Origin of the sequence: Microcoleus sp. AT3-D2, from assembly GCF_036705715.1 — a bacterium.
In the GTDB taxonomy this organism is placed as follows: Bacteria; Cyanobacteriota; Cyanobacteriia; order Cyanobacteriales; family Microcoleaceae; genus Microcoleus.
In genome coordinates this window covers 140,615-165,722 of sequence record NZ_JAUBVE010000002.1, presented here as the reverse complement: position 1 = coordinate 165,722, position 25,108 = coordinate 140,615, and the positions used below count along the sequence as shown (strand labels likewise).

Genomic DNA, 25,108 nt, shown 5'->3' with positions numbered 1-25,108 from the left:
TATGTTCGACTGCAAAGTTGACCGCAGGCTGAATATGCTCACTTTTCCTGGCGTTGAAGTCACAGAGCTCATCTACGAAAGCGCAAACTCCCTGGTTTACCGAGCATTCCGACAACCCGACAGTCTCCCGGTTGTGCTCAAAGTCCTTAAAGAAAATTATCCCACACCTCAAGAACTCGCCCGCTATCGCACAGAGTATAAAATTACACAATCTCTTAACCTGAGCGGCTGTATAAAAGCCTATGATTTGCAGCCATATCAAAACACCCTGGTGATGTTTGTGGAGGATTTTGGCGGCGAATCCTTGAAAATTTGGATGCAGCAGCAAAAATTTAGTATTGAAGAATTTCTCAGAATTGCGATCGCCACTACAGAAAGTTTACAACAAATTCACAGTGCCCACATCATTCACAAAGACATTAACCCTTCAAATATTGTCTTCAATCCAGCTAGCGGCGAACTCAAAATTATCGATTTTGGCATTTCCACGCAGTTAACACGCGAGAATTACACCATCAAAAATCCCAACATTTTAGAGGGAACTCTTGCTTATATGTCGCCGGAACAAACCGGCAGAATGAACCGCAGTTTAGATTACCGCACGGATTTTTATTCCCTGGGCGCTACCTTTTATGAACTGCTGACATACCAACTGCCTTTTGACACTCAGGATGTGCTGGAATTGGTACACAGTCATCTCGCTAAACAGCCGTTATCTCCATCTCAGGTGAATCCCGAAATTCCGCAAATTGTTTCCGATATTGTGATGAAGTTGATGGGGAAAAATGCTGAGGAGCGGTATCAAAGTGCGATCGGCATTAAAGCTGATTTAGAAGAATGTTTAAATCAACTGCACAGCCATAACAATATATCAGTTTTTACCCTAGGGAGTCAAGATATTTCTAACCGTTTTCAAATTCCGCAAAAACTTTATGGCAGACAGCGAGAAATTGATAGCTTGCTAACAGCTTTTGAAACAGTCAGCAGTCACAGGCAAGATGCCTGTGCCACAAGCAGTCACAGGCAAGATGCCTGTGCCACAAGTTCAATGATGCTGATTTCGGGATATTCTGGTATCGGTAAATCAGCTTTGGTGCAAGAATTATACAAACCGATTACTCAACAGCGCGGTTATTTTATCTCCGGCAAATTTGACCAATATCAGCGCAATATTCCCTACAGCGCACTTGTCAATGCTTTTCAGGATTTAGCCAAACAACTGTTAGCAGAAAGCGAAGCAAATCTCAAAGAATGGCGGGAAAAATTATTAGACGCATTGGGAATCAACGGTCAAGTCATTATTGACGTAATTCCCGAAATTGAATTAATTATCGGCAAGCAACCTGCGCCGCCAGAATTGGGTGCGGCTGAAGCGGAAAATCGCTTTAATTTTGTGTTTCAAAACTTCATTAAAGTTTTTACCAAACCCGAACATCCTCTGACAATATTTATCGATGATTTGCAGTGGGCTGACGGGGCATCTCTCAAACTGATGCAACTGCTGATGAATGCTTCCTCAACGGGACTGTTTTTAATTGGGGCTTATCGGGATAACGAAGTTTCTGCTGCTCATCCGTTAATGTTAACAATGGCAGAGATTGTCAAAACAGAGGCAAAGGTCGATCGCATTTTCCTGTCACCTTTGGATTTATCCTGTGTGACTCAACTGATTTCTGATGCCCTGAATTGCCCGGAAGCAAGAGTCAACTCCCTTGCCGAATTAGTGTTTTTCAAAACGGGCGGAAATCCTTTCTTTATGAATGAATTTCTCAAATCGCTTTATACAGAAGGACTGTTAAAATTTGATTCGATCGCTTTCACTTGGGAATGGGATTTAGACGAAATTAAAGCGAGGAATTTCACTGATAATGTTGTCGAGTTGATGGTTGACAAAATTCAACAACTACCCGATAATTCGCAGGAAACGTTAAAGATAGCAGCCTGCATTGGCAATCAATTCGATCTCAAAACCCTCGCCTCACTTTGCGAAAAATCTGTGGGACAAACGGCGGATAATTTGTACGCAACCGTTGCTGAAAATTTAGTCGTGTTGCTGGGGAATATGGGAGATGTGGAATTAGAAATTACCGGGAAATTACCCAGCAGCCAATCCGTAGAATACAAGTTTGTTCATGACAGAATTCAGCAAGCTGCTTATTCCCTGATTGATGAACAGGATAAGCCGATCGTCCACAAACAAATAGGACAACTGCTGCTGCAAAATACTCCGCTCGACAAGCGAGACGAAAAAATATTTGATATTGTTAACCAATTAAATTTCGGCTTAGAGTTGATTGTTCATCAGCAAGAAAAAGATGAACTGGCGGAATTAAACCTAATAGCAGGTCAAAAGGCTAAAGCATCAACTGCTTATCCGCCAGCTTTCAACTATCTGCAAACAGGGATAAATTTGCTGACAGGAAACACTTGGCTGCTGCAATACCACCTCAGCTTGCAACTACATCAAGAAGCCGCACAGGTAGCCTACCGTTTGGGGAATTTTGAGCAAATGGAAGCTTTAGCTAACCTTGTCCTAGAAAATGCTAAAACTGTTATAGAGCAAGTCCAAATATATGAGTTAAAGATTGAAAATTGCATAAGAAAAAGCAAGTTTAAAGAAGGGTTTAACCTTGGATTAAAAGTGCTACATTTGCTAGGAGTTGTTTGGCCACAATCTCCAAATAACATATATATAAAAGCGGAACCTTACAACTTAATTAACCTGCCTAAAATGACCGATCCAGAATCTCTAGCAGCTATGTCGATTCTGGGAGAAATGATAGGGATCGGCTATATAGGTATTCCAGAATTATTAGTGCCACTTGTGTTAACACAGATTGATTTATCTATTAAATTTGGCAATGCTCCTAAGTCTAGTTTTGCTTACGCAAGTTACGGAGTCATATTGTGTACAACTATACAAGATATTGAAAGTGGCTATAAATATGGAAGATTAGGTTTAAGGTTAGTAGAAAAATTAAATGCCAAATACCTGAAGGCTGGAGTTTTAGATATATTTGGCAATCATATATTGCATTGGAAAAAGCATCTTAAGGGAAGCTTGTCAATTTTAAAAGAGGCTTATTTCTGCGCTGTTGAAACAGGGAATATAGATTTTATTGGTTATTCTACTTTTGATTATTGTTTTAATGCCTACTCAGTAGGATGTGAACTTAAAGACTTAGGAAAACAGTTAATTTATTTTTATGAAATACCGATCAATAAAAAAAACAAGACTTGCTTGACTTGGTTAGCAATGTATTTACAAATTATTTTTAACTTATTAGGTAAGGCTGACAATCCAACTCAGCTAATAGGAGAGTTTTATAACGAAGAGAAATTTCTACCACTTCAGCCACTTCAGCTAGAATTGAGCGATAGACAAGGACTTTTATTGCTTTATCTAAATAAGTTGATATTGTGCTATTTGTTTGGAAAGTCCCATGAAGCTGCTAAAAATGCAGTAGTTGCAGAACCATATTTAGATGGTGTGATGGGAATGGCAGCTATACCTATCTTCCATTTTTATGATGCTCTAGCGCATTTAAGTGTATTTGCTGATTATTCAAATTTTGAAAAAGAAAATGCTCTCAAGCGGGTTAATGCTAATCAAGAAAAAATGCAGGTATGGGCGCATCATGCTCCCATGAATTACTTACATAAATTTTATCTAGTTGAAGCTGAAAAAGCGCGAGTTTTGGGGCAAGTTGTGGAAGCGATCGACTATTACGATCTCGCAATTTCCCTTGCCAAAGAAAACGAGTACATCCACGAAGCCGCCCTCGCTTACGAACTCGCAGGCAAGTTCTATTTATCTAGGGGGAAAGAATTAACAGCCAAAGCTTATATGCAGGAAGCTCGTTACTGCTATCAACTCTGGGGTGCCGTGGCTAAAGTTAAAGATTTAGAAACGCGATATCCGCAATTATTTACGCTCGATCTACCTACAAAGAAAAACATTTCAACCACTACATCAACTACGGGCAGCCCTTCTAGTTCTTCCTTGGATATCGCTACAGTCATGAAAGCTTCCGAGGCAATTGCTGGGGAAATTGTACAGGATAAATTACTCTCCAGATTGATGAAAAATTTGATAGAAAATGTCGGGGCTCAAAAAGGCTATTTGATTATAGAAACTCATGGTAAATTGCTGATTGAAGCTGAAGGTGTAATGAATGATGAACGGATAACAGTGTTGCAATCTGAACCAGTTGAAAATTGCCCGGAACTTTCCGAAGCTATTATCAATTATGTCGCTCGAACCCAAGAAAATTTAGTCTTAAATGATGCCACTCGTGAAGGTAACTTTACGAATGACCCTTACATCAAAGCACGTCAGCCCAAATCTATTTTGTGTGCCGCTTTGATGAATCAAGGTCAACTGGCTGCTATTGTTTATCTCGAAAATAACCTCACCGCACAAGCTTTTACTCCCGATCGCCTGGAAGTATTACAATTGCTATCGGGACAAGCGGCGATCGCACTTACTAACGCTAAACTCTACACAGAAGTAAAAGAACGCGAAAACCGACTGACTCAATTTATCAATGCGATGCCGATTGGAGTAACAGTAATTGACAGCGCCGGACAAATTTCCTACGCAAATCCCACAGCTTCCCAACTCAGCGGCATCAATTATATACCCGAATTAAATGCCGCTCAATTTGCCGAAATCGGTCAAGCTTATTTAGCAGGAACTAACGAGTTATATCCCACCGCACAAATGCCAATCGTGCGTTCTTTGGCGGGTGAAACGGTCAAAGTAGATGATATAGAGTTCCACCGACCTGATAAGATTGTTTCCTTGGAAGTTTCCAGCACACCAATTGTGGATGAAACTGGCAAAATTAATTATGCGATCGCCACATTTCAAGACATCACCGATCGCAAACAAGCAGAAAAAGTTTTAGCTGATTACAACCGCACTTTAGAACAGCAAGTGAGCGATCGCACTCTCGAACTCCAGCGAGAAATCATCGATCGACAACGAGCCGAAGACGCAGCACAAGAAGCCAACCGAGCAAAAAGTACATTCCTCGCAAATATGAGCCACGAATTGCGGACTCCCCTCAATGCAATTCTGGGTTTTTCCCAACTGATGAATCGCGGTTCTCACCTATTGCAGGAACAGCAAGAACACCTGAGTATTATCACCCGCAGCGGAGAACATTTGCTCGAACTGATTAACCAAGTATTAGATTTGTCCAAAATAGAAGCGGGACGCACGACTCTCAACGAGACCAATTTTGACCTCCACCGCTTGCTGGACGACATCAAAAATATGTTCCAACTTCCTGCACAAAATAAGGGATTGCAGTTATTAGTAGAGCGGATGCCAGACGTTCCCCAATATGTGCAAACTGATGAAATAAAATTGCGCCAAATCTTGATTAACCTGCTTTCTAACGCCATTAAATTCACGTCCAAAGGCGGCATTTATGTGAAAATTAAAAATCATGAGCTTGCTCATAAAATATACTTTGAGGTTGAAGACACGGGAGCGGGAATTGATGTTAGTGAGTTAGACAAGCTATTTGAAGCTTTTGTTCAAACTAAAACAGGGGAAGAATCGCAACAAGGAACAGGATTAGGTTTAACGATCGCACGTTCTTTTGTGCAGTTAATGGGAGGTGAAATGACAGTCAGTTCTCGTGCTGGAGGCGGTACTATATTCAAATTTGACATTAAAGTTAATGCAGTTGAAAAGGCCGATCGCCAACGGGAACAGCCAACCAGACGAGTTATTGCGATCGCACCCAATCAACCCCGCTATCGAATTCTCGTTGCAGACGACGCTTTTGACAACCGTCAACTGCTAGTTAAACTGCTTTCTGCGATCGGTTTTGAAGTTTACGAAGCCAAAAATGGGATGGAAGCAATAGAAAAGTGGGAGCAATATTCGCCGCACTTAATCTTTATGGATATGCGAATGCCACTGATGGATGGGTATGAAGCAACCAAACAAATTAAAGAGGGCAACCACAGGGGGATTGCCCCTACGGAAAACGAGGATTTTGTAGGGGTAGTGCCCCCGTGCCTACCCCAGACAGCAATTGTTGCCATAACAGCAAGTAGTTTTGAGGAAGAGAAAGCTGTTGTCCTTTCTACCGGCTGCGATGATTTTATTCGCAAACCATTTAGAGAAGCAAACATATTTGATATTCTGCACAAACATATCGGAGTGCAATTCGTTTTTGAAGAACTAAATGCTGCGCCCAGCTTCACAGAAAATGAAGTAAATGTATTGACAAAAAGCGCTTTTTCTGAATTGCCTCCTGAGTTACTAGCCAATCTTCAGCAAGCCATTAGCAATCTCGATTTGGAACAGATGCACACAGTCATCAGTCAAATTCGCGAAATCAATCAGCCCTTAGCGAGGGCGATCGCAGCTTGCATTAAAAATTTTCAGTACGAACAGTTGCTAAATTTAATACACACATTAAGGGATGAGACATGAAGAAAAACCTCCGTTTTACCCGCGAAGAAAGTATTTTAGTTATTGATGATTGTCCTGAGAACTTAAAACTTTTAAGCAGCATACTATCTGTCGCTGGGTATAAAGTTCACCTAGCTCCCAGTGGGAAATTAGCTCTTAACTTTATCAATGCCAATTTACCCGACTTAATTTTACTGGATATTATGATGCCTCACATGGATGGCTACGAAGTCTGCGAGCAGCTCAAAGCTACTCCAAAAACTCAAGATATCCCAATAATTTTTATCAGCGCTTTGCAAGAAGTTTTAGATAAGGTAAAAGCATTTTCTCTGGGCGGAATAGACTATATTACCAAACCTTTTCAACAACAAGAAGTTTTAGTGCGCGTCGAAAATCAATTGCGTCTGAGAAGGATGTCTAAACAACTCCTAGACCAAAATATTCTCGAAGAGCGCAACCGGATGGCGCGGGAAATTCACGACACTTTAGCGCAAACTTTTACAGGCATCATCATACATTTGGGAGCCGCCGAACGGGTAATAGCAGCCAATCCAGAACAAGCACAAGCATACATGAAAACAGTCTGCGAATTGGCTCGCTCTGGACTTGCCGAAGCGCGGCGATCCGTAGAATCTTTACGCCCGCAACTGTTAGAAGAGGGCGATTTGTATAGCGCTCTCAACCAAATCGCTAAACAACTGTCATCAGATACTGATACGTACACTATTTTTGAAGTGGTTGGCACGGCATATTCCCTACCATTAGAGGTAGAAAATAATCTGTTGCGTATCGGGCAGGAAGCATTAACAAATGCTTTCAAATATGCCAAAGCTACGGCGATAAAAATTGAGTTAGTATACGAAATATCCAAGTTTCTTTTGCGGGTGCAAGACAACGGACAGGGATTTGATACAGAAAGTATCTGTTTTAGGAATGGCTTTGGTTTATTGGGAATGAGAGAACGCGCCGATCGCATTAACGCGCAGCTAACAGTAAACAGCCGCCCCGGAAACGGAACAGAAGTTATAGTTTCAGTTAATCGCCAGTAAAGGTGCACATTTCGCACCATACATAGTAAGTTTGTAGTGAGAAATTCAGTTTTTTTAATAAGATTAACAGGGTAAACATGATTAACCAATCAAATATTATTCGCGTTTTAATTGCCGACGATCATTATATTGTGCGGCAAGGTTTAGTGGCGCTGCTGAATCAGGAATCAGATGTTAAAGTTGTGGCGCAAGCAAGCAACGGGCAGGAAGCATTAACAATGTTCCGCGAATATCAGCCCGATGTCACCCTTATGGATATGCGGATGCCCCAAATGGATGGAGTCGCCGCCATTGCTGCGATTTGTGCGGAGTTTTCCAGCGCCCGGATTGTGGTGCTGACGACTTATGACGGCGATGAAAACATCTATCGCGGATTGCAAGCTGGCGCTAAGGGCTATCTGCTTAAGGATGCGGAACCAGAGGAACTTTTAGCAGCAATTCGGACTGTTTTTGAGGGTAAAAAGTACATTCCGCTGGCAGTGGGTGTTAAGTTAGCCGATCGCCTGAGTGGGCCTGAATTGAGCGATCGCGAATTAGAAGTCATCCGCCTCATAGTCGCTGGTAAAAGCAACAGCCAGATTAGTGAAGTTTTGCACATCAGCGAAAGCACCGTCAAGTTTCACATCAACAATATTTTGAGCAAAATGGGAGTTAGCGATCGCACGCAGGCCGCGATTTCCGCCTTAAAACGGGGGATTGTCAGCCTGTAGTTTAATGAGCAGTATTTTTTTTACTGACAAATATAGGAATCCTAAATCATTTGTGAATTTCTTACTCCCTCCCCTTGATAAGGGGAGGGTTGGGGTGGGGTAAACATTTTACGACTCCTGCAAGGATTGCTATATGACTATTATGACGGCAAATAATGATAAGACCTTAAGTTTTACGCCAAAACTTTTTAGTAAGGCTAAGCTGGAACTCCTAGGATAAATTAGCCCTGCTAAAAAAAAATGCTTTATTCATTTTTGTCCAAATCTCAAGTCAAAATCCGCGTTTTAAAACAGTTTGCAGCCGCTGTTTCGGCGTCTTTAGCACTTAGTGCAACAACCAGTTTGAAACCCTCGCCGGTATTAGCAGCTAGCAATATCCCCCTCGCAAATGGAACCTCGATTCAGTTAGTCGCAAAACCTGATTCTAGCCTGCAGTTAGGGCAGTTGCGTACCACTGTTCCCGTGCAGACAATGCAGCTCGATCCGGGCGGATTTATCCCGATCGCGATCGGCGGTATGATAATTATTCTAGTGCTGCCATTATTTTTTGGCGGATTGGTAGTAATTGGCGATCGCGAAGTTGGCATTGTCAGTAAAAAGTTTAGCTTCGGCGGCAAGTCTTTACCGCCCGGAGATTTAATTGCCTTAAACGGAGAAGCGGGATATCAAGCTGATACTTTGCCCCCCGGTTGGCACTGGGGTTATTGGCCTTTGCAGTACAACGTTCGCAAAGAGTCTCTAACTGTAGTTCCCCAAGGTGAAATTGCCCTGATTATCGCAGCAGGTGGTAAGTCAATTCCACCGCAGCGCATCCTCGGCAAAATCACAGAATGTGACAATTTTCAAGATGCTCGCCAATTCCTCAAAGGCGGCGGCGAAAAAGGTAGACAACTCGGCATTTTGACTGGCGGTAGCTATCGAATTAATACAGCATTATTTACAGTAATTACAGCGGCAAATGCTGCCAAACACGGGATGACAGCCGAACAATTAAAGCTGTACAGAATTGCCCCTGATAAAGTGGGAATTGTCACAACTTTTGACGGCGTTCCGATTCAAGATGGCGAAATTGCTGGCCCAATTATTCCGAATCACGACAACTTCCAAAACGCGCAAAAATTTATCACCGCCGGCGGGCGGCGCGGTTTGCAGGAACAGGTTTTGCTTTCCGGTTCGTGGAACTTAAATCCTTGGTTTGTCGGGGTTGACCAAGTGGCGATGACCGAAATCCCGATCGGCTATGTCGGCGCGGTTATTTCCTATGTCGGCCAAACCTCGGAAGATGTGAGCGGCGCTGCTTTCACTCACGGAAATTTAGTAAATGTCGGCAATAAAGGGGTTTGGGTAACTCCCCTTTATCCGGGGAAACATCCGCTGAATACTCGCATTTTGAAAGTAGAGTTAGTGCCGACTACTAATATAGTATTGAACTGGTCAGGAAAAACAGAAAGGCACAGTTACGATTCTCAACTTTCGTCTTTAACCGTGCGTTCTCAAGACGGTTTTGCCTTTGATTTAGAAGTAGCTCAGATTATTCACGTTGGAGCCTTGGATGCTCCCAAAGTGATTTCTCGCGTCGGTTCGATGCAGAATTTAGTAGACCACGTTTTGCAGCCGACAATTGGGAATTATTTCCGCAATTCGGCTCAAGCTTATTCTGTATTAGATTTTCTCTCGGCAAGAAGCGGCAGACAAGCGGAAGCCGCCGAGTATATCAAAGCAGCTTTGCGTACCTACGACGTGCAAGCAATTGATACTTTGATCGGGGATATTTTGCCGCCTGCAGAGTTGATGCAAACTCAAACAGATCGCAAAATTGCTGAAGAACAGTGCAAGACTTATGAGGTGCAGCAATTAGCACAAACTCAGCGGCAACAATTGGTGCGGGAAACGGCGCTGGCTGAGATTCAACAAGAGATGGTGAAATCGGAACAAGGGGTGAAGATTTCTGAGTTGAAAGCGAATTCTCAGGTGAAACAAGCTCAAGGTGAAGCTGAGTCGATTCGGGTGAAGGGAAATGCTCAAGCTGAAGCTTATCGCGCGGGTGTTGTGGCTTTGGGAGGTTCCGGTTATACGGCTTTGCAGTTAATGCAAATTATAGGCGATCGCAAAGTGCGAGTTGTGCCGGATGTTGCGGTAACAGGCAACGGTAGCGGTGGCGGTTTGGTTGATGGTTTGCTGGGAATGATGATGTGGAATCAAACGGGTAAAAATGGAGAAAATGGCGGGGAGTTACCGTTAGTTAATTTACAGAAATCGGAACCTGCGGCCAAGTTATCAGTAGCCCAGGTGAATTCTGTTAAGCCGTCGGCATCTCGCGCTAATTCCCCTGTTGCCAATTCTGAGGCTGATATTGATTCGCGGTTTGATGAATTGCCGTTTGACGATCGATCTTTTAGTTAGGCTGTGCCGTTTGTAGTGAGAATGATCCCCCTTTATGAAAGCTTTTAGTCAATAAGGACTAAATTCATTACTACAAACAATTTTAGGCAGCATTACCAACAACTTGATGCAGTGGAAAGAAAACAGCAGGCGAGACACTGAAAAACTCTGCAAGTTTTTGTATGTGTTCAGTTGTAAGTTGACGCTTTTCATTGAGGATATCTGAGACAATAGACTCGGTTTTAAAAATAGGAACTAGGTCTTTTTGTCTCAGGTTAAATTCTTTGATTAAAGCTTTTAACAGTTCTATCCCATAAATGTCAGGTATGGGTTCTAAAGTTTGCTCGTATTCATAAACCAGAGTTCCAAGTACGTTTAGATAGTCGCGTTCGTCTGAATTCAGTTCGCCTTTGTCCAACAGAGAATCGATCACTTTTTGAGTTGCCATTAATTCCTCCTCAGCCGTTATAGGTCGGGGAGGAAATGTTTTGAGTAGTTCGATATAAGCGCTAGAGTTGTTCATGTGAGTATCCTATATTAAGAAAGGACAGGAATTACGCAGCTCCTCAATATATGTATGATGTGAATCTAGGGGCAATTCCCCGTGGTTGCCCCTATACCTAGGATTATTGGATAAATTTTAAAGATAGAAAATTATCATTTATACCACGAGTCTTTTTTCCATTTATCTTCGTCATATTCTTCATGAGTAAGTACAGAGCGAATAAAATTTTTTTTAGGCCGAGATTCATAATCTATGAACGTAATCAGTCTGTAGTTATTACCTCGGATGTTAAAAACAGTAAAGTTTCCAACTCTATCGGCTGAGGAAAAAACTGCTTTCACTTCAGCTAAATTTGACCACTCGGCTGTTGTTGCTAGTTTGTACCAAGAGCGCAGACTTGTTTCGGCATCAGGATACTTTTCCCAGAATTTCCTGAGTGCTGATTGAGAGATAACGTGCATATAGTTCCTGGATAACAAACTAATTTACGCATCGATTGGACTCTCGCTAGAATCATTTGAATTTCATCTTAGCAAATTGCGAAGTATTTTGTCAACTCCGATCGCTGTACAATCGATCGATATTGCATCTGAGGAATCTCCCCATGTCAGAACAGTTTTCCACTGAGATTAGCGATCGCATCTGCACTCACATGAACGAAGACCACGCTAGTGCTGTCGTGCTATATGCTCAAGCATTTGGCGACCAACCGCAGGCAACGGAAGCTCAAATGCTCGCTATTGATGCCAACGGCATGGATTTAACAGCTAAAGTCAACGACGAAACAGTGCCCGTTAGAGTAAATTTCGATCGCACTTTAAAAGACGCCGAAGATGCTCACCACACTCTCATTGAAATGGTGAAACAAGCTCGAAAAGTTGCTAAGTAGTCAATTGCATACTAGGCTGTTATAATTTTAATGTTTGCAGTACGGAATTTAGTCCGCTTAAATAGTTGTTAAGGACTAACATCCTTACTACAAACCTTTAGTTAGGTGAAATTCTTTTAAAGACTAAAATCCTGACTGCAAGCCAAATATTTAATAAAGTTTAATTTCCCTCTACAATATCCACTAAAATGACAGAAAATTACCCAACCCCCAAAGAATTAGATGTCGTCAAGGGCAGTAAAAATAACCATTTCGAGGCACTGGTAAAGCGACTAGATTTGATGATTCGCGCCCGCTATTCGCTGCTGTACATTGTCGGCGCGGAGGAAGAACCTGTCGAAGCCGTAATTGCCCAAGTAGCGCTGCAAGTAACTCCCGCGCGCCGGGTGCTGTTCTGGGATCTTGTGCGAGGCTGGGAGGATAACGGTTCTGGGAAAGGTTCGGTAATGGCGGCGCTCGATCGCGTCAGCAAAACTGCTGTTGAAGAATATACCATATTTGTACTGCGGGATTTGCACCCCATTTTGAAATATCCAAACAGCGAAAAAAGCGCGGCGGTAGTGCGAGAATTGCGAAATTTAACGCGGGAATTGAAGCGCAGCAAAAAAACTATAGTTCTTACTTCTCACACGCTGGAATTGCCGGAGGAATTGAAAGAAGAAGTCACAGTAATTGATTTTCCTTTGCCCAACGTGCAAGAAATCGACAGTTTAATTTCCCACGTTGTGGAAAAGCCACAACAGTTGCAAGTTAGCGGTTTAGCAAGGGAACAGTTGGTTAAAGCTTGTCAGGGTTTGAGTCGCGCTAGAATCGGGCGGGTTTTGGCTAAAGCTTTGGCCGCCAAACAGCAAATTAACGAGTCAGATATTGACGGAGTTTTGGAGGAAAAACAGCAAGCAATTCGCCAAACGGGAATTTTGGAGTTTTTTAACTCCAAAGAATCCCTAAAAAGTGTGGGCGGCTTGGAAAATTTGAAACAGTGGGTAAAGATGCGGCAAGATGCTTTTACTGACGAAGCGCGTCGCTACGGCATACCCAATCCGAAAGGAGTTTTGTTAGTAGGAATTCAAGGCACAGGCAAATCTTTATCGGCGAAAACAATAGCCTCAGAATGGCGTTTGCCGCTGTTGCGGTTGGATACGGGGAGATTGTTTGGCGGCGTGGTCGGGGAAAGCGAAAGTCGGGTTAGACAAATGATACAATTAGCAGAGGCGATCGCACCTTGCGTTTTGTGGATAGATGAAATAGATAAAGCCTTCGGCAACATTATCAGCGGTGGCGACGGCGATTCGGGAACTTCGCGCCGGGTATTCGGCAGTTTGATTACTTGGATGCAGGAAAAAACCAGTCCGGTGTTTATCGTCGCAACTGCAAATAACGTCAGAATTTTGCCGGCAGAGTTGCTGAGAAAGGGCAGATTTGATGAAATTTTCTTTTTGAATTTGCCCTCAGAATCGGAACGGCAAGATATCTTTAAAGTGCATTTGCAGCGACTGCGGCCAAGTAGATTGCGGGAGTTTGATTTGGGAGTTTTGGCGAAACGCGCTGAGAATTTTAGCGGTGCAGAAATTGAACAAGTCGTAATAGATGGGTTATATCGGGCTTTTGGAACGTTTGTCAACGGACAGCGCCGGGATTTGATGACGGAGGATATTTTGAGGTCGATCGAGGATACAGTACCTTTAGCTGCGATCGCGCGATCGCAAATTGAAGATTTGAAGCGCTGGGCGGCGGAAGCGGGCGCGAGAACAGCTTCTAACGATACTCACTTAATTGATGAATTGAAACGCTACAGCCAGCGGCGAAGGGATGCGATCGACAATTAACCCCACTTATAGGGTACGTCAGTTAAGGTCGAATTAATTCTCCCAAAAATCCCATCTGACGCACCTTCCTAATCGCATGGTGCATCAGTTCATGGGTGATTAATTATCCCAAATATCTCCCGTTATGACGCAGCATACTACTACAAACCCAACCTAAAAATATCCGCAAGAATAGCACTTTTTTCAACCATTCTCCCCGCATCCGGCGAATCGTAAACCACTAACAGCGAATTCTGCCCGTCCAAATAGGGAAACAGGCTCAATCCCTCAGCATTGTCCGTACCAACCTTAAAAGGCAAGTCGAACAATACCTCCAAATCTCCACCATCTTGTCCACTAATACTGTCGCCCGATCGCCCTAAAATTCCCTTCAACCGAAAAACCCTTGTCGCCCCAGATAAAGTCATCGTCGGCCCGGCTAAAACAATCAAATCTTCCCCATTCCAGCACAATTCTCGCACCCCCAAACCGTTTAAATCAAGAAAATGTTTGTTGTACAATTTCCCTCCTTTCCCAATTTCCTTAAGCCTTAAAACTCCCGGTTCTGCCTCTTCAACTTCTATTTCTAAAATTATCGCCCAACCCCGCAGCACCGGCCCCCGCAAACCGAGCAAAATGCGATCGCCCCGCACCGCCAACCCTTCAATATCAAAGCCATTTTCTTTACTCGGAATCGGCACAGATAAATACAAGCCGAGGTGGCTGTCATCTTTGAGCGCGTCTGTCAGCAAATTGCCCGTTTCTGTCCGCTGCAGGCATCCCACTGTCAGTTGAATTTCGGGATTGTCAGAATCGGCAATTGACTCGCACAAAATCCCGTCTTTCATAGGAATCCGCGCCAGCAAATAGCGGTTGACCTCTGTCACGATTTGTGCTAATCTTTCAATGTCTTTTTCGGGGTCTTTGCCTTTAGCTTTTTTGCGTTTGGTGCTGTGAGAACCGACCAACCAAAGATAATCGCTGCTGAAATCAATTCCTTCGATATCGATTTCGCATTTTCCAGGTAGATCGATAAAATCTGCGATCGCAAATCTTTGATGTTCTCCAAAAATATGAGGCGCCACAAGCGACAAACGCTCGATCGCAGTCGTTTCATCGGAACCCAGCCACAAATGACCATCGGGAGTTAAAGCGACAGCGGATAAGTCTGTAATGACATCAGCGACTTCGCTGTTGAATTGCAGCAGCAGCCGGCCGAGCAAAAAGGATTCTGGCATAATTATTAGCACCAAAACTATTCTTAGGGTAAGTTATTATAGCTAAAGTCGGTTAAAACTGAGCTCTTGCTACAGGTGTAATAGTCCGCCGGCAATAAATTCTCCGTCTCAAAGCTTGCATTCGGTTAAAACCGGCTGAAAATTAAAACAGAAAACTAAAACAGATATCTTCCTCAAGCCTCATAGCAAAAACTTCCGTTTTGAGATAAGAATATTTAACCCCTAGCGGGCAAAACCGCAGTCGGCGGTAATTATTCAGCAAACCGAACCTCCACAGACGGATAACACCCTAATTGAAGCATTAACATCCTCGTTACGTTTCGTTACGATAAGGAGACAGAGAGAAAAACCTCTCATTCGTAAAATCAGAGGTAGCCATTATGAACGGTACATTTCGCGTCGGCAACCTGTTTGGGATTCCCTTCTTTGTCAACGCATCTTGGTTTTTAGTTCTGGGTTTAGTAACCTGGCAGTACGGCGGCGCATTAGCTGCCCTGTTTCCCACATTGGGCCCCGTAGCGCCCTGGATGCTGGGATTATTCACAGCGTTACTGTTATTTGCTTCCGTCTTAGCCCATGAATTAGGACACAGTTGGGTAGCCATTAAACAGGGAATTGGCGTGAAATCGATTTCGCTATTTCTGTTTGGCGGACTGGCTAATTTAGAAAGAGAATCTAAAACCCCAGCCGAAGCATTTTGGGTAGCAATTGCAGGCCCGTTGGTCAGCTTATTGTTATCCGGTTTGTTAACAGCGATCGGCATCGGTGCTGGTCTCACAGGCCCCGCAGCCGCCATCGTCGGACTTTTAGCTTCCATCAACTTAGTTTTAGCCTTATTTAACTTAATTCCCGGTTTGCCCCTCGACGGTGGCAACATCCTCAAAGCAATTGTCTGGAAAATTACTGGCAACCCTTACAAAGGTGTAATTTTTGCTAGCCGCGTCGGTCAAATCATTGGTTGGATTGCCATTGCTACAGGCATATTCGGCAATATTTGGAATCTAGTAATTGGTTGGTTCTTACTGCAAAATGCCGGTCAATCTGCCCAATATGCCACAGTCCAAAATCAACTGGCAGGCCTAACAGCCGCAGATGCTGTGACCCCCGAAAGTCCGATCGTCTCCCAAGACTTGTCCCTCAGAGAATTTGCCAACAATTACGTGATCGGTAGCACTCAAACCTGGCGCAGGTTCCTGGCAACAGATGATGCCGGACAATTGGTAGGGGCGATCGACCTTGATGACCTCAAAACCATTCCTACCGGACGCTGGCCCGAAGTTTTAGTGAAAGAACTCCTGAAGCCGATCGAATTTTCCACAACCGTCAAACCAGAATTATCCCTCCTCGAAGTCGTCACCCTTCTGGAACAGCTAAAAGTACAAGAACTCCCCGTCATTCGTGAAAACGGTGTCCTCGTCGGACTTGTAGAAAAAGCTGAAATTGCCCGCCTGCTACAAAGACGAGCCGAAGCGAACCCTGCTTAATATCCTCAGATACTTGACAAATAACATTTAACCCCCTCGATTTCCCCTTACCAAAAGGGCGATCGGGGGGGTTAACTCTAGCTTCAAAAAAGTCAAGTCAAACATTACCAGCAAATCAAGCATGATAATTATCAGAGTGTATTGACATTTGAGCGAGAATTTTATGCCATCTCATGACTATTGTGCCTGTCGCTAAAATAACTGTTCGGGGAGCATCTCGGCAGAGATGCTCCCTACAGCAACTTGATAGGTAAGGTGAGTTGAGCCGCACCCTCAAACTCAGCAAATTTATAGGAGAAGATGCACATTGCGCCCCCTACAGCTCAATTTCATCAATCAAATCTAGTATTTTTTGATAATCAAAATTATATAGATGATTCATCATAACTTCCGCAAAAACATCATTATCGCTGCCGATTTCCTCAATACTTGTGGCAATCAAGTCGAAGTCAGCCTCACGGGCTGCCTGTTTTAGATTGCTTGTCCATTCTGGGGAAACTTTCGGCTTGGAGTCCAGCGTAAATATTGCAGCACTATCAGATAGTTTTTCTTGTACTATACTTGAACTCTGCGATAAATCATTGACTTCAACATATTTATTGATGACTTCACCAGCACCCGCTGCGGTAACAACTTGAATGTCAAACTTGAAGACTGTGCCGTGTCCCCCTTCGCTCTCGACAGTAATGTCGCCGCCCATTAATCTTATGAACTCGCGGCTGATGTTTAATCCTAAACCTGTACCTGTTTGAACTTTTTTTTCTGATGAAGTTTGCACCAATAATTCAAATATGCTTTCTAATTTTTCCGGGAAAATACCAACTCCTGTATCGGCTATCTCAAAGGAAATAGGAACTATATTTTGATTATTCAAAAGATGATCAAAATTATTATTTCCTGTATACTTAGTTACTCGTTCTTTATTCTGCCCTACAGTTACTAACACCGAACCATATTGGGTAAATTTAACCGCATTATCTAATAGATTAATCAGCACTTGTCGCAACTTAATAGCATCAGTTTGCACGTATTGGGGAACATCGGAAGAGCAGTCAATAATTAATTGCAATCCTTTATTATTCGCCGGAATTTGAAACATATTTTGCACGTCCCCCAGCAAGCGGTACAAGTCAAAAATTTTGGCGTTGAGTGTCATGCGCCCAGCTTCAATTTTAGATAAGTCTAAGACTTGATTGATCAGTTGGAGCAGGTGTTCTCCACTGCGGCGAATAATTTGGATATTTTCTTTTTCCGGCAAACTTAAATTAGCGCTGGGTTCCATTAATTGAGCGAAGCCGAGAATGGCGTTGAGGGGGGTTCGCAATTCGTGGCTCATGTTGGCGAGAAAGAGGCTTTTAGTTTTGTTGGCAGCTTCTGCGGCTTCTTTGGCTTGTTGGAGTTCTTGTTCTGCTTGTTTGCGATAGCTCGTATCAATAATTATGCCGTGCCAGACAATATCTCCATTTTCGCGCAATTCGGGTCGAGAATAACCTTGGAGCCATTTGAGTTTTCCCGATGCTGTCACAATCCGCCACTCGTGGGAAAATGGTTCGAGATCAGTGGCACTTTTGACATATGCCTCGAAGTGACTGGAGCGATCGTCCGGGTGTATTTGTTCGGAGAGTAAAGCAGAGTTGTTCTGGATTTCCTCCGGCTCTAATTCTTGAATTTCTCGGCAAAGAGGACTGATATATTCCATCTTGACTGAGCCGTCGGGATGCTGCACGAATATGTAAAGTTCTCCGGGAACAGTGTTCGCTAATTTGTGAAACAGAGCTTCGCTTTTTTGCAAGGCTAATTGTGCTTGTTTCCGCTCGCCAATATCAATCCCAAATCCAAACAAGAAATCCAGGCTGCCACCTTCGTCGAGCACCGGTGTGCCGTGCCACTCGACTAACAAAGTCCGATCGTCCGAAGTGAGAATGCGATGTTCGTTAACCGTTTGCTCCCGCGCTGTTACGCCCGTAAAAATTGAATGTAATCCGGCTCGATCGCTTGGGGGTACAAATGTAGCTAAATAATCTTTACCTGCAACTTCTGTGGCAGTATAGCCCACAGATTCCAGCATACTGTTATTCGCCAGCAGGATTTTACCCTCAGAGTCGATCGCAACAAAAAAAATCGGGGAATTTTCGATAATCTTTAAGTTAAAGTCACGCTCTTGACGGATAATTTTTTCAGCTTGCTTGCGCTCCTCAATTTCGAGCTGTAAGCGGGCATTGATCGAGGCTAGCTCGATCGTGCGATCGACTACTTCAATTTCCAGAGTACGGTTGTAGTCAGCCAATATTTGCTCTGCCTGTTTGCGAGCTGTAATATCTTTAAAAACAGTAAGAACATAAAGGATATTCCCCGCACCGTCAAACACCGGCACCGCTCGCACTTGCAAACGAATATTTTTCCCGTCTCGGCGAATATCCATGTCTTCAGCAATCACCTCCAAGCCACTCAACGCTCGCACAAACGGCATTTGCTCGACCGGGTATAGTTGATTACTGCCTGCTATATAAATTTGATAAGCTTCTGCTAGCTCTGCTGCGGTGGCATCGGGCATTTCTCCCCTGCCCAATATCTGCTCTCCCGCCGAATTGATGAAGATAAATGCGCCACCCGGAGTCATCGTCGAGACTCCAACAGGCAAATTTTCTACCAGCTTGGCAAATTTTTCTTCACTTTCTGCCAAAGCTTGAAAAGACTGTTTCAGTTGAGCTGCCATCTCGTTGAAAGACTGCGCTAATTCGCCGACTTCCTCAAGCCTACTGACAGCAACAGCGCGATCGAACTCTCTGGCGGCAATATCTTTAGCTGCTTCGTTGAGCCGCAGCAGCGGCAGCGTTACCCACCTAGCTGTCAGCACTCCAGCAATTGTCGATAGCAGCAGCGCCACCCCACAAAGTAAAATTGTAGTGCGCGTATTTTTGTTAATTTGCCCCATGAAATCTGATTCGGGAACTGCGATCGCAATCAGCCAGTTCAAACCGTAAACATCAGAAAACGGTAGCACTTCCACAAAATATTCCTGCCCGTCTCGGCTAAATTGCAGTTGCTGCCGCTGCTTAATGTCGCCAAAGCCCCCGAAGTGTTCGTACAAATATTTAGCTGCGGTGCGAATGACAGGAGTTGTGCTGTCTAAAACATTCAGCCGCTGCAGTTGCGAGTTTCCTGACATCTTTCTAAAGGGTGATTCTTGACTTGAACTGGCAACCAGCAAGCCCGATCGTTCGACCGCGAAAATTTGTCCCGTTTTGCTAAGCTTGATGCGATGGAGATATTGCTGAAGCTCCGAGAGCGAAAAGTCTACTGCACTAACTCCCAGCAATTTACCATTTCGATCGCGAATCGGTTGGCTGGCAGCAATAAAAACAGTCCCAGGAGTAAAACCCGGATAAATGCTCGTCCAAATCGGTTTATTAGCTGCGACAGCTTCTTTGTACCAGGGGCGGAGACGGGCATCGTAGGTTCTGGGTTCTGCCTTTAATTTAGCGCTGCGAGTGCCTAGGCTGTCTGTCGCGTAGTAAATGCTGTGAAAGTTGCTAGACTTGTTCGCCGCGACAATTTGCAAGCTGTTATGCGTGGGGTTGCGCCAAATGCCGAGATATTCTCCTGATTTTTCAGCACCGAAGGATATCCACTGAATGCTTTTAAAAGATCGCATTTGTTGCCAGAGGAACTTCTCTCCCCCAGGCTGCGGCTTTTCTAACTGTAAGTTTAATTCACCGCGATCGATCGCCGAGGCGTTAAGTTGATTTACCCACTGGGTAGGTTCGAGAAAAGAAATCAGCTTTTCTTCAACTCTCTTCCCCGTCTCCGCGATCAATTTCTCGGCGAGCTCTTCGACTGCTTTGTCTCCGTTGCGAAAGGACAGATACCCGACAATCCCAACGGCTGTGACGATTTGCAGCACAAAAGAGGCCACTAGAAGGTGACGCAGAGGGATTTTTATTTGGTGTTGAGAAGTTTTGCTCGCGAATCGGGGCAACGGCATAGGCTGGTGACTAATTGCTCCCTAACACTTTAACTGTTCCAGCCTGTAATTTCACTTACGGGCGATCGGGGTGTTTTCTTCCCCTCAAAACCCTTCCCACACAGACACAAATCACGAGCAAGCACGAGACTTATACAATTTTAGATTTTAGATTTTAGATTTTAGATTAAATAATTCCGAATAAATGATGAAGCTCTTGCTTTCGAGCTTCGCTACAGTTGCACTCTTGTTTTCAACGGGTATGACGCACTGTTAGCTGAGAATACCTCCGCCATTTTCTTGCTTTCGTGAGTTTCCTAGCTCAACCAAACCTGCTTCTTGCCTGGAACCTCGACCACCGAAACTCAACATTCATCCGTTAAATCCGCTATACAATCCCTTGGTGAACATCCATGCGTTACATCCGTTACATCCGGTAGCACAATCCGTTGCCGAACTTCTCTTTAACAGCTACGCGGAAAATCCCCCGCTTGTCCAAACGGATATAGCGAGGGGCGAGAATAGGTATTCTCGGAAAATATAAAGTAGTGGCAGTGGCTGTTGTCGAGCCATTGCCATCTATAGAAGCCATACTATTTGAGGCTCACAGAAAGATTTCAGAGCCAATTGTCTGCTTGCAGTCAATGCTTGAAGTCAAACCAACCTGTTCAAGCAAGAAGTCAAAGCAAGTCGTAAAGGCCTAGGCTACTTCTTCTTCTCGATCAATTTGGCGCAGGTGAATGTGCTTGCGTCCCAGAGAGATTTCAAATTCATCTCCTGGCTGGAGTTCCATCTGTTTGGTGTAGGCAGCTCCAATCAGTAAGTTGCCGTTAGATTGAACGCTAATCCGATAGCTGGCAGAGCGTCCGCCACGTCCATTGCCGTTTTGCTTCCCGTCTAGCTGAATGCCTTCTGCATCAATCAGCGCATTCAGGAATTTCATCATGTTGACCCGTTCTACGCCGTTCTTGGTAACGGTGTAGTAGCCACAGGCTCTAGCTTTTTCTTCCTTGGTAAGGTTCTCTAGGTCTTTGACCTTTTTGATCAGATCTTCGCCTTCAAGGGGTTCGATATTTTTCTTTTTAGCCATTTACTGAGTCCTGAAATATTCAACTGGTGTACGGATTTTTTCTCGGTTGGTTTTTGGTTTGACCAAGAAACTTTAGCTTTATAGCTGGTCGTAAAACTATATTACACCGATCGGCTCAATTGTTAACCACTATTATCTAAATATTTTTAACAACCTGCAGTATTTCTTGAGGAGTAGCTGCAACCGATGCGAGCAATCTCTAAACTCGGTAGCATAAGCTATCAGCTATCAGCTAGCTGAATATTTGCCCCGCTCTTAAAATCCCATGAAGTTAACCACACGCGGACACTACAGTGTCAAAGCATTACTGGATCTAAGTTTGCAACCTCGCTATGGCCCGACATCGGTGAAATCGATAGCGAAGCGACAGGAGTTACCGGCTCCGTATCTAGAAAAATTGCTGATTGAAATGCGACGAGCCGGTTTAGTCCAATCTGTTCGGGGTTCCCAAGGAGGATATCAATTAGCCCGCCAGCCAGCTCAAATCTCTTTAGGACAAATCTTAGAGGCTGTAGGTGAAACTATTGAACCTTTACCTCGACATTTTCCCGACGCGACGCAAGCAGAGGACTGGGTAACATTCAGTTTGTGGAACCGATTGCACAAAAAACTTGCCGAAGCGCTGTACAGTATTTCCCTCGAAGACTTATACTATGATGTCCGCAGTTGGCAAGCGGCTCTTGGGGAAGAAACTAGCTTTATCATTTAAATGGTAAGTTCATTCATTCGATCGGCAGCAAGCACACATGGACGCAACACTTGTTACTTACTTTGGTGGCTGTCACTGCGGAGCTGTCCGCTTCCGTGTCGCCGTTGACAAACACGAAGCATCTGATTGCAACTGCTCTATCTGTCAAAAGAAGGGATTTTTGCACCTCATTGTGCCACCGGAACGTTTTACCTTGCTCAGTGGCGAAGATGTTTTGACAACCTATACATTTAATACAGGAACTGCTCAACATACTTTCTGCCGAATTTGCGGCATTCACTCGTTCTATCGCCCCCGATCGCATCCCGATCATTTCGATGTCAACGTCCGCTGTCTTGACGACTATGCCATCGAACATTTTCAGATCCTACCCTTTGACGGTGTTAATTGGGAGGAGAACGTACACTTGCTTCGCGACTAAAGTAATCTCAGCATTTATAGCAACCACGCCTGATGATGATGAGGTTTTGAATTGCTCAAACCCTTGCCTTTATTGCTTCTTCCTTCTTCCTTCTACTATAAAATCGCCGCTCAAAAAATCAAAGTCCGCAAGGGTAGCAGGAGTTGAAATCTGCTCTCTGGGGCGATCGCTCCTGCTCTGACAATCAAGGAAGATGGTTCGGGCCCCGGATTCATCCGTGGAGCGAGAAAAAAGCTCCTCGCTCCCCATCGCAAGCCCCCGGATTGATCGGTGGGGTCGCTTTCTTCAATTCTAAAATCTAAAATCTAAAATCTAAAATCTAAAATCGATTGACGGACTATCAAGTTTGACACAATATATAATGATGCCGGATGAATTTCCTGTTTTGATTTTAGCTGCGGTGTTGGATTATTCGATCGGCGATCCTTGGGGTTGGCCACATCCCGTGCAGGCGATGGGTTGGGCGATCGACCGCTATACTAGACTTGTCTTTAATATATGGAATAATCCCGCAGGCAAAATGCCTCCCGCTGGCGATCGTCCCGCTGGCGACCGGCACAAACTGCTGCTACGATGTGCTGGTACAATACTAGCGATCGGGCTGATTGTAGGCAGTTATACTGTCAGTTGGTCGATCGTCCAAGCTGCTAGTTGGGTGCATCCTCTTTTAGGTATTGCCATACAGACCATTTTGCTGGCAAGCTGTTTTGCAGGTCGCAGTTTGAGGGCGGCAGCAGAGGATGTGCTAGCACCTTTAAATGTTGGAGATTTAGTCAAGGCGCGAGAAAGGTTGAGCCTTTACGTCGGCCGGGATACCGAAAACTTATCCGAGCCAGAAATTCTGCGAGCAGTGTTAGAAACTGTAACAGAGAATGCAGTCGATGGCGTGACAGCACCGCTATTTTATGCCTTACTTGGGTTCGCTCTGCCTCATCTATTATTAAGTGTTACCGCTGCCCCGATCGATCCTAACTCGATGTGGGCGAGTGCTATAGTCCCCTTGACGATCGCTTACAAAGCAGCCAGCACATTAGATTCTACGATCGGCTACAAAGAAGCGCCATACACTGATTTAGGATGGTTTAGCGCCAAACTAGAAGACGTGCTGACGTGGATTCCTTGCCGGCTAACAGTGATTACTTTAGCCGTTATATCTGGCAAACCGATTTACATTTGGCAGATTTGTCAGAGAGATGCTGTTAAAGATGCCAGTCCCAATTCCGGTTGGAGCGAGTGCGTTTACGCGGCCATCTTGGGAGTGCAACTAGGAGGTACTAATTCCTATCGCGGAGTTCTCAAACACAAACCGCTGTTAGGTGAGCCGGTTCACCCTATCACAGCGCCGCTAATTTGCCAAGCATTGCAATTAACTCGGTATTGCTTTCTGATTTGGTTGGGACTATCATTGCTTTTTTATACGTTATTATGTTTGATCCCCTAACTGATGACCTCAGCCGAACAGTCCAGGAGGCATAAATAACTTATTTCTGTGATTGTTCGTCCTCGGCTAAGCAATCGCAGCATCTGCTTTTCATCCGTTCGGGGTAAGTCCTGCAGAAGACAGAGATCCGCCACCTACAGCAGCAAAAAAAGTTTTGACTTGAGTTCAAACCCCCAGATTCATCTGTCAAGTCAATCTCAAATCTCAAATCTCAAATCTCAAATTGTTCGATATGCCAACAGCCAACAATTAGCTCGCAGCAACCCATGACTAAAATTATCCAAATTTTATCCCCTAATGAAGTGAGGCGCACTCTCACCCGCGTCGCTTCCCAGATTGTCGAAAAATCAGGGAATCCCTCGGATTTAGTTCTGTTGGGCATTCATAGTAGAGGAGTGCCTTTAGCTCAAATTTTGGCAGATCAAATTGAAGTTCTCGAACAAGTCAAAGTACCCGTGGGCGCTTTGGATATTACCTTTTACCGAGATGACTTGGATCGAGTTGCGATGCGGACACCGGCTAAAACAGAAATTCCTTTCGATTTGACGGGCAAAACCGTGGTGTTGGTAGATGACGTTATATATAAAGGCAGAACGAGTCGAGCGGCTTTGAATGCGGTAAACGATTACGGGCGGCCGGAGAAAATTTGGTTAGCGGTATTAGTCGATCGCGGCCACCGAGAAGTACCGATTCAGCCGGATTTTACGGGTAAAAAGTTGCCGACTGCAAAGGAAGAACAAGTTAAGGTTTACGTTCAAGAACTCGATGGGCGCGACGGAGTGGAGTTAATTAAGGGATAATACGATTTTAGATTTTAGATTTTAGATTTTAGATTGGGCACAAATGACTGTTAAACAAAGTCCAGCTAAATAAACTAAGTAGGGTGCGCTGTAAGTAGCGCGTCAAACCACTTTTTGCGTCCATCACTGAGCAAAATACTTCGTTTCCGCCCGCTGACAACGTAAAAAACCCGATTTCTACCAGA

Annotated in this window: 17 protein-coding genes; 11 read left to right on the top strand and 6 right to left on the bottom strand. The window is 44.2% G+C overall.

The genetic code is table 11. From position 1 onward, the window contains the following. Nucleotide 1 precedes the first annotated feature (1 nt). The 4 genes from QUB44_RS02195 (at nt 2) to QUB44_RS02180 (ending at nt 10,598) form a co-directional block, all read left to right on the top strand. Nucleotides 2–6,457 (top strand): AAA family ATPase, encoded by a 6,456-nt coding sequence (locus tag QUB44_RS02195; protein WP_333362536.1) that lies wholly within the window; start codon nt 2–4, stop codon nt 6,455–6,457. Continuing rightward, nucleotides 6,454–7,485, top strand: coding sequence for a response regulator (locus QUB44_RS02190; RefSeq protein ID WP_333056324.1), 1,032 nt, complete (start codon nt 6,454–6,456; stop codon nt 7,483–7,485). Before QUB44_RS02195 ends, QUB44_RS02190 begins: the two co-directional genes overlap by 4 nt. Before the next feature lie 80 nt (nt 7,486–7,565). Continuing rightward, on the top strand, nt 7,566–8,195 hold the full coding sequence (locus tag QUB44_RS02185; protein ID WP_333211441.1) for a response regulator transcription factor: 630 nt from the start codon (nt 7,566–7,568) through the stop codon (nt 8,193–8,195). Between the two features lie 240 nt (nt 8,196–8,435). Further along, nucleotides 8,436–10,598, top strand: a complete 2,163-nt coding sequence (locus QUB44_RS02180) for a flotillin family protein (RefSeq protein WP_333362533.1) — start codon at nt 8,436–8,438, stop codon at nt 10,596–10,598. Between the two features lie 82 nt (nt 10,599–10,680). On the opposite strand, the gene QUB44_RS02175 is transcribed toward QUB44_RS02180, so the two are convergent. After that, nucleotides 10,681–11,100, bottom strand: coding sequence for a transcriptional regulator (locus QUB44_RS02175; RefSeq protein WP_333362531.1), 420 nt, complete (start codon nt 11,098–11,100; stop codon nt 10,681–10,683). A gap of 134 nt (nt 11,101–11,234) precedes the next feature. After that, on the bottom strand, nt 11,235–11,543 hold the full coding sequence (locus tag QUB44_RS02170; RefSeq protein WP_333362528.1) for a type II toxin-antitoxin system HigB family toxin: 309 nt from the start codon (nt 11,541–11,543) through the stop codon (nt 11,235–11,237). 143 nt (nt 11,544–11,686) lie between these two features. Here QUB44_RS02170 and QUB44_RS02165 point away from each other — a divergent pair, with 143 nt between their 5' ends. Beyond that, complete coding sequence (locus QUB44_RS02165; protein WP_333179554.1) at nt 11,687–11,971, top strand: DUF2470 domain-containing protein; 285 nt, start codon at nt 11,687–11,689, stop codon at nt 11,969–11,971. A gap of 188 nt (nt 11,972–12,159) precedes the next feature. Then, nucleotides 12,160–13,797: an AAA family ATPase gene (locus QUB44_RS02160; protein ID WP_333362525.1), complete on the top strand. Its 1,638-nt coding sequence runs from the start codon at nt 12,160–12,162 to the stop codon at nt 13,795–13,797. A 140-nt stretch (nt 13,798–13,937) separates the two neighbouring features. Here the strand turns inward: QUB44_RS02160 and QUB44_RS02155 are convergent, their stop codons facing one another. Continuing rightward, on the bottom strand, nt 13,938–15,014 hold the full coding sequence (locus QUB44_RS02155) for a DUF3616 domain-containing protein (RefSeq protein WP_333362522.1): 1,077 nt from the start codon (nt 15,012–15,014) through the stop codon (nt 13,938–13,940). 380 nt (nt 15,015–15,394) lie between these two features. Between QUB44_RS02155 and QUB44_RS02150 the strand changes: the two genes are divergently transcribed. Then, nucleotides 15,395–16,498: a site-2 protease family protein gene (locus QUB44_RS02150; protein ID WP_333362519.1), complete on the top strand. Its 1,104-nt coding sequence runs from the start codon at nt 15,395–15,397 to the stop codon at nt 16,496–16,498. A 316-nt stretch (nt 16,499–16,814) separates the two neighbouring features. Here the strand turns inward: QUB44_RS02150 and QUB44_RS02145 are convergent, their stop codons facing one another. From QUB44_RS02145 to QUB44_RS02135, 3 genes are all read right to left on the bottom strand, one after another. After that, on the bottom strand, nt 16,815–20,402 hold the full coding sequence (locus tag QUB44_RS02145) for a PAS domain S-box protein (RefSeq protein WP_333362515.1): 3,588 nt from the start codon (nt 20,400–20,402) through the stop codon (nt 16,815–16,817). Nucleotides 20,403–20,889: 487 nt separating this feature from the next. Then, nucleotides 20,890–21,054 carry a hypothetical protein gene (locus QUB44_RS02140; protein ID WP_333362513.1) on the bottom strand — a complete coding sequence of 55 codons (165 nt, stop codon included), beginning with the start codon at nt 21,052–21,054 and terminating at the stop codon, nt 20,890–20,892. A 108-nt stretch (nt 21,055–21,162) separates the two neighbouring features. After that, nucleotides 21,163–21,552, bottom strand: coding sequence for an AbrB family transcriptional regulator (locus QUB44_RS02135; protein WP_333060228.1), 390 nt, complete (start codon nt 21,550–21,552; stop codon nt 21,163–21,165). 265 nt (nt 21,553–21,817) lie between these two features. Here QUB44_RS02135 and QUB44_RS02130 point away from each other — a divergent pair, with 265 nt between their 5' ends. The 4 genes from QUB44_RS02130 (at nt 21,818) to pyrR (ending at nt 24,923) form a co-directional block, all read left to right on the top strand. Beyond that, entirely contained in the window at nt 21,818–22,261 is a 444-nt protein-coding gene (locus QUB44_RS02130) for an Rrf2 family transcriptional regulator (RefSeq protein WP_333077293.1), read from the top strand. A 37-nt stretch (nt 22,262–22,298) separates the two neighbouring features. Next, on the top strand, nt 22,299–22,682 hold the full coding sequence (locus QUB44_RS02125) for a GFA family protein (RefSeq protein WP_333158374.1): 384 nt from the start codon (nt 22,299–22,301) through the stop codon (nt 22,680–22,682). Nucleotides 22,683–23,043: 361 nt separating this feature from the next. Further along, complete coding sequence (cbiB, locus tag QUB44_RS02120; RefSeq protein ID WP_333362570.1) at nt 23,044–24,123, top strand: adenosylcobinamide-phosphate synthase CbiB; 1,080 nt, start codon at nt 23,044–23,046, stop codon at nt 24,121–24,123. 266 nt (nt 24,124–24,389) lie between these two features. After that, on the top strand, nt 24,390–24,923 hold the full coding sequence (gene pyrR / locus QUB44_RS02115; protein ID WP_333158368.1) for a bifunctional pyr operon transcriptional regulator/uracil phosphoribosyltransferase PyrR: 534 nt from the start codon (nt 24,390–24,392) through the stop codon (nt 24,921–24,923). Nucleotides 24,924–25,108: the final 185 nt, after the last annotated feature.

Bases quoted from the DNA above. Each gene is read 5' to 3' on its own strand.
- QUB44_RS02175 (WP_333362531.1), bottom strand. From the start codon at position 11,100: ATGAACAACTCTAGCGCTTATATCGAACTACTCAAAACATTTCCTCCC.
- QUB44_RS02160 (WP_333362525.1), top strand. From the start codon at position 12,160: ATGACAGAAAATTACCCAACCCCCAAAGAATTAGATGTCGTCAAGGGC.
- QUB44_RS02150 (WP_333362519.1), top strand. From the start codon at position 15,395: ATGAACGGTACATTTCGCGTCGGCAACCTGTTTGGGATTCCCTTCTTT.
- QUB44_RS02125 (WP_333158374.1), top strand. From the start codon at position 22,299: ATGGACGCAACACTTGTTACTTACTTTGGTGGCTGTCACTGCGGAGCT.
- QUB44_RS02195 (WP_333362536.1), top strand. From the start codon at position 2: ATGTTCGACTGCAAAGTTGACCGCAGGCTGAATATGCTCACTTTTCCT.
- QUB44_RS02170 (WP_333362528.1), bottom strand. From the start codon at position 11,543: ATGCACGTTATCTCTCAATCAGCACTCAGGAAATTCTGGGAAAAGTAT.
- QUB44_RS02180 (WP_333362533.1), top strand. From the start codon at position 8,436: ATGCTTTATTCATTTTTGTCCAAATCTCAAGTCAAAATCCGCGTTTTA.
- QUB44_RS02155 (WP_333362522.1), bottom strand. From the start codon at position 15,014: ATGCCAGAATCCTTTTTGCTCGGCCGGCTGCTGCTGCAATTCAACAGC.
- QUB44_RS02190 (WP_333056324.1), top strand. From the start codon at position 6,454: ATGAAGAAAAACCTCCGTTTTACCCGCGAAGAAAGTATTTTAGTTATT.
- cbiB (WP_333362570.1), top strand. From the start codon at position 23,044: ATGATGCCGGATGAATTTCCTGTTTTGATTTTAGCTGCGGTGTTGGAT.
- QUB44_RS02140 (WP_333362513.1), bottom strand. From the start codon at position 21,054: ATGGCTTCTATAGATGGCAATGGCTCGACAACAGCCACTGCCACTACT.
- QUB44_RS02130 (WP_333077293.1), top strand. From the start codon at position 21,818: ATGAAGTTAACCACACGCGGACACTACAGTGTCAAAGCATTACTGGAT.
- QUB44_RS02165 (WP_333179554.1), top strand. From the start codon at position 11,687: ATGTCAGAACAGTTTTCCACTGAGATTAGCGATCGCATCTGCACTCAC.
- pyrR (WP_333158368.1), top strand. From the start codon at position 24,390: ATGACTAAAATTATCCAAATTTTATCCCCTAATGAAGTGAGGCGCACT.
- QUB44_RS02135 (WP_333060228.1), bottom strand. From the start codon at position 21,552: ATGGCTAAAAAGAAAAATATCGAACCCCTTGAAGGCGAAGATCTGATC.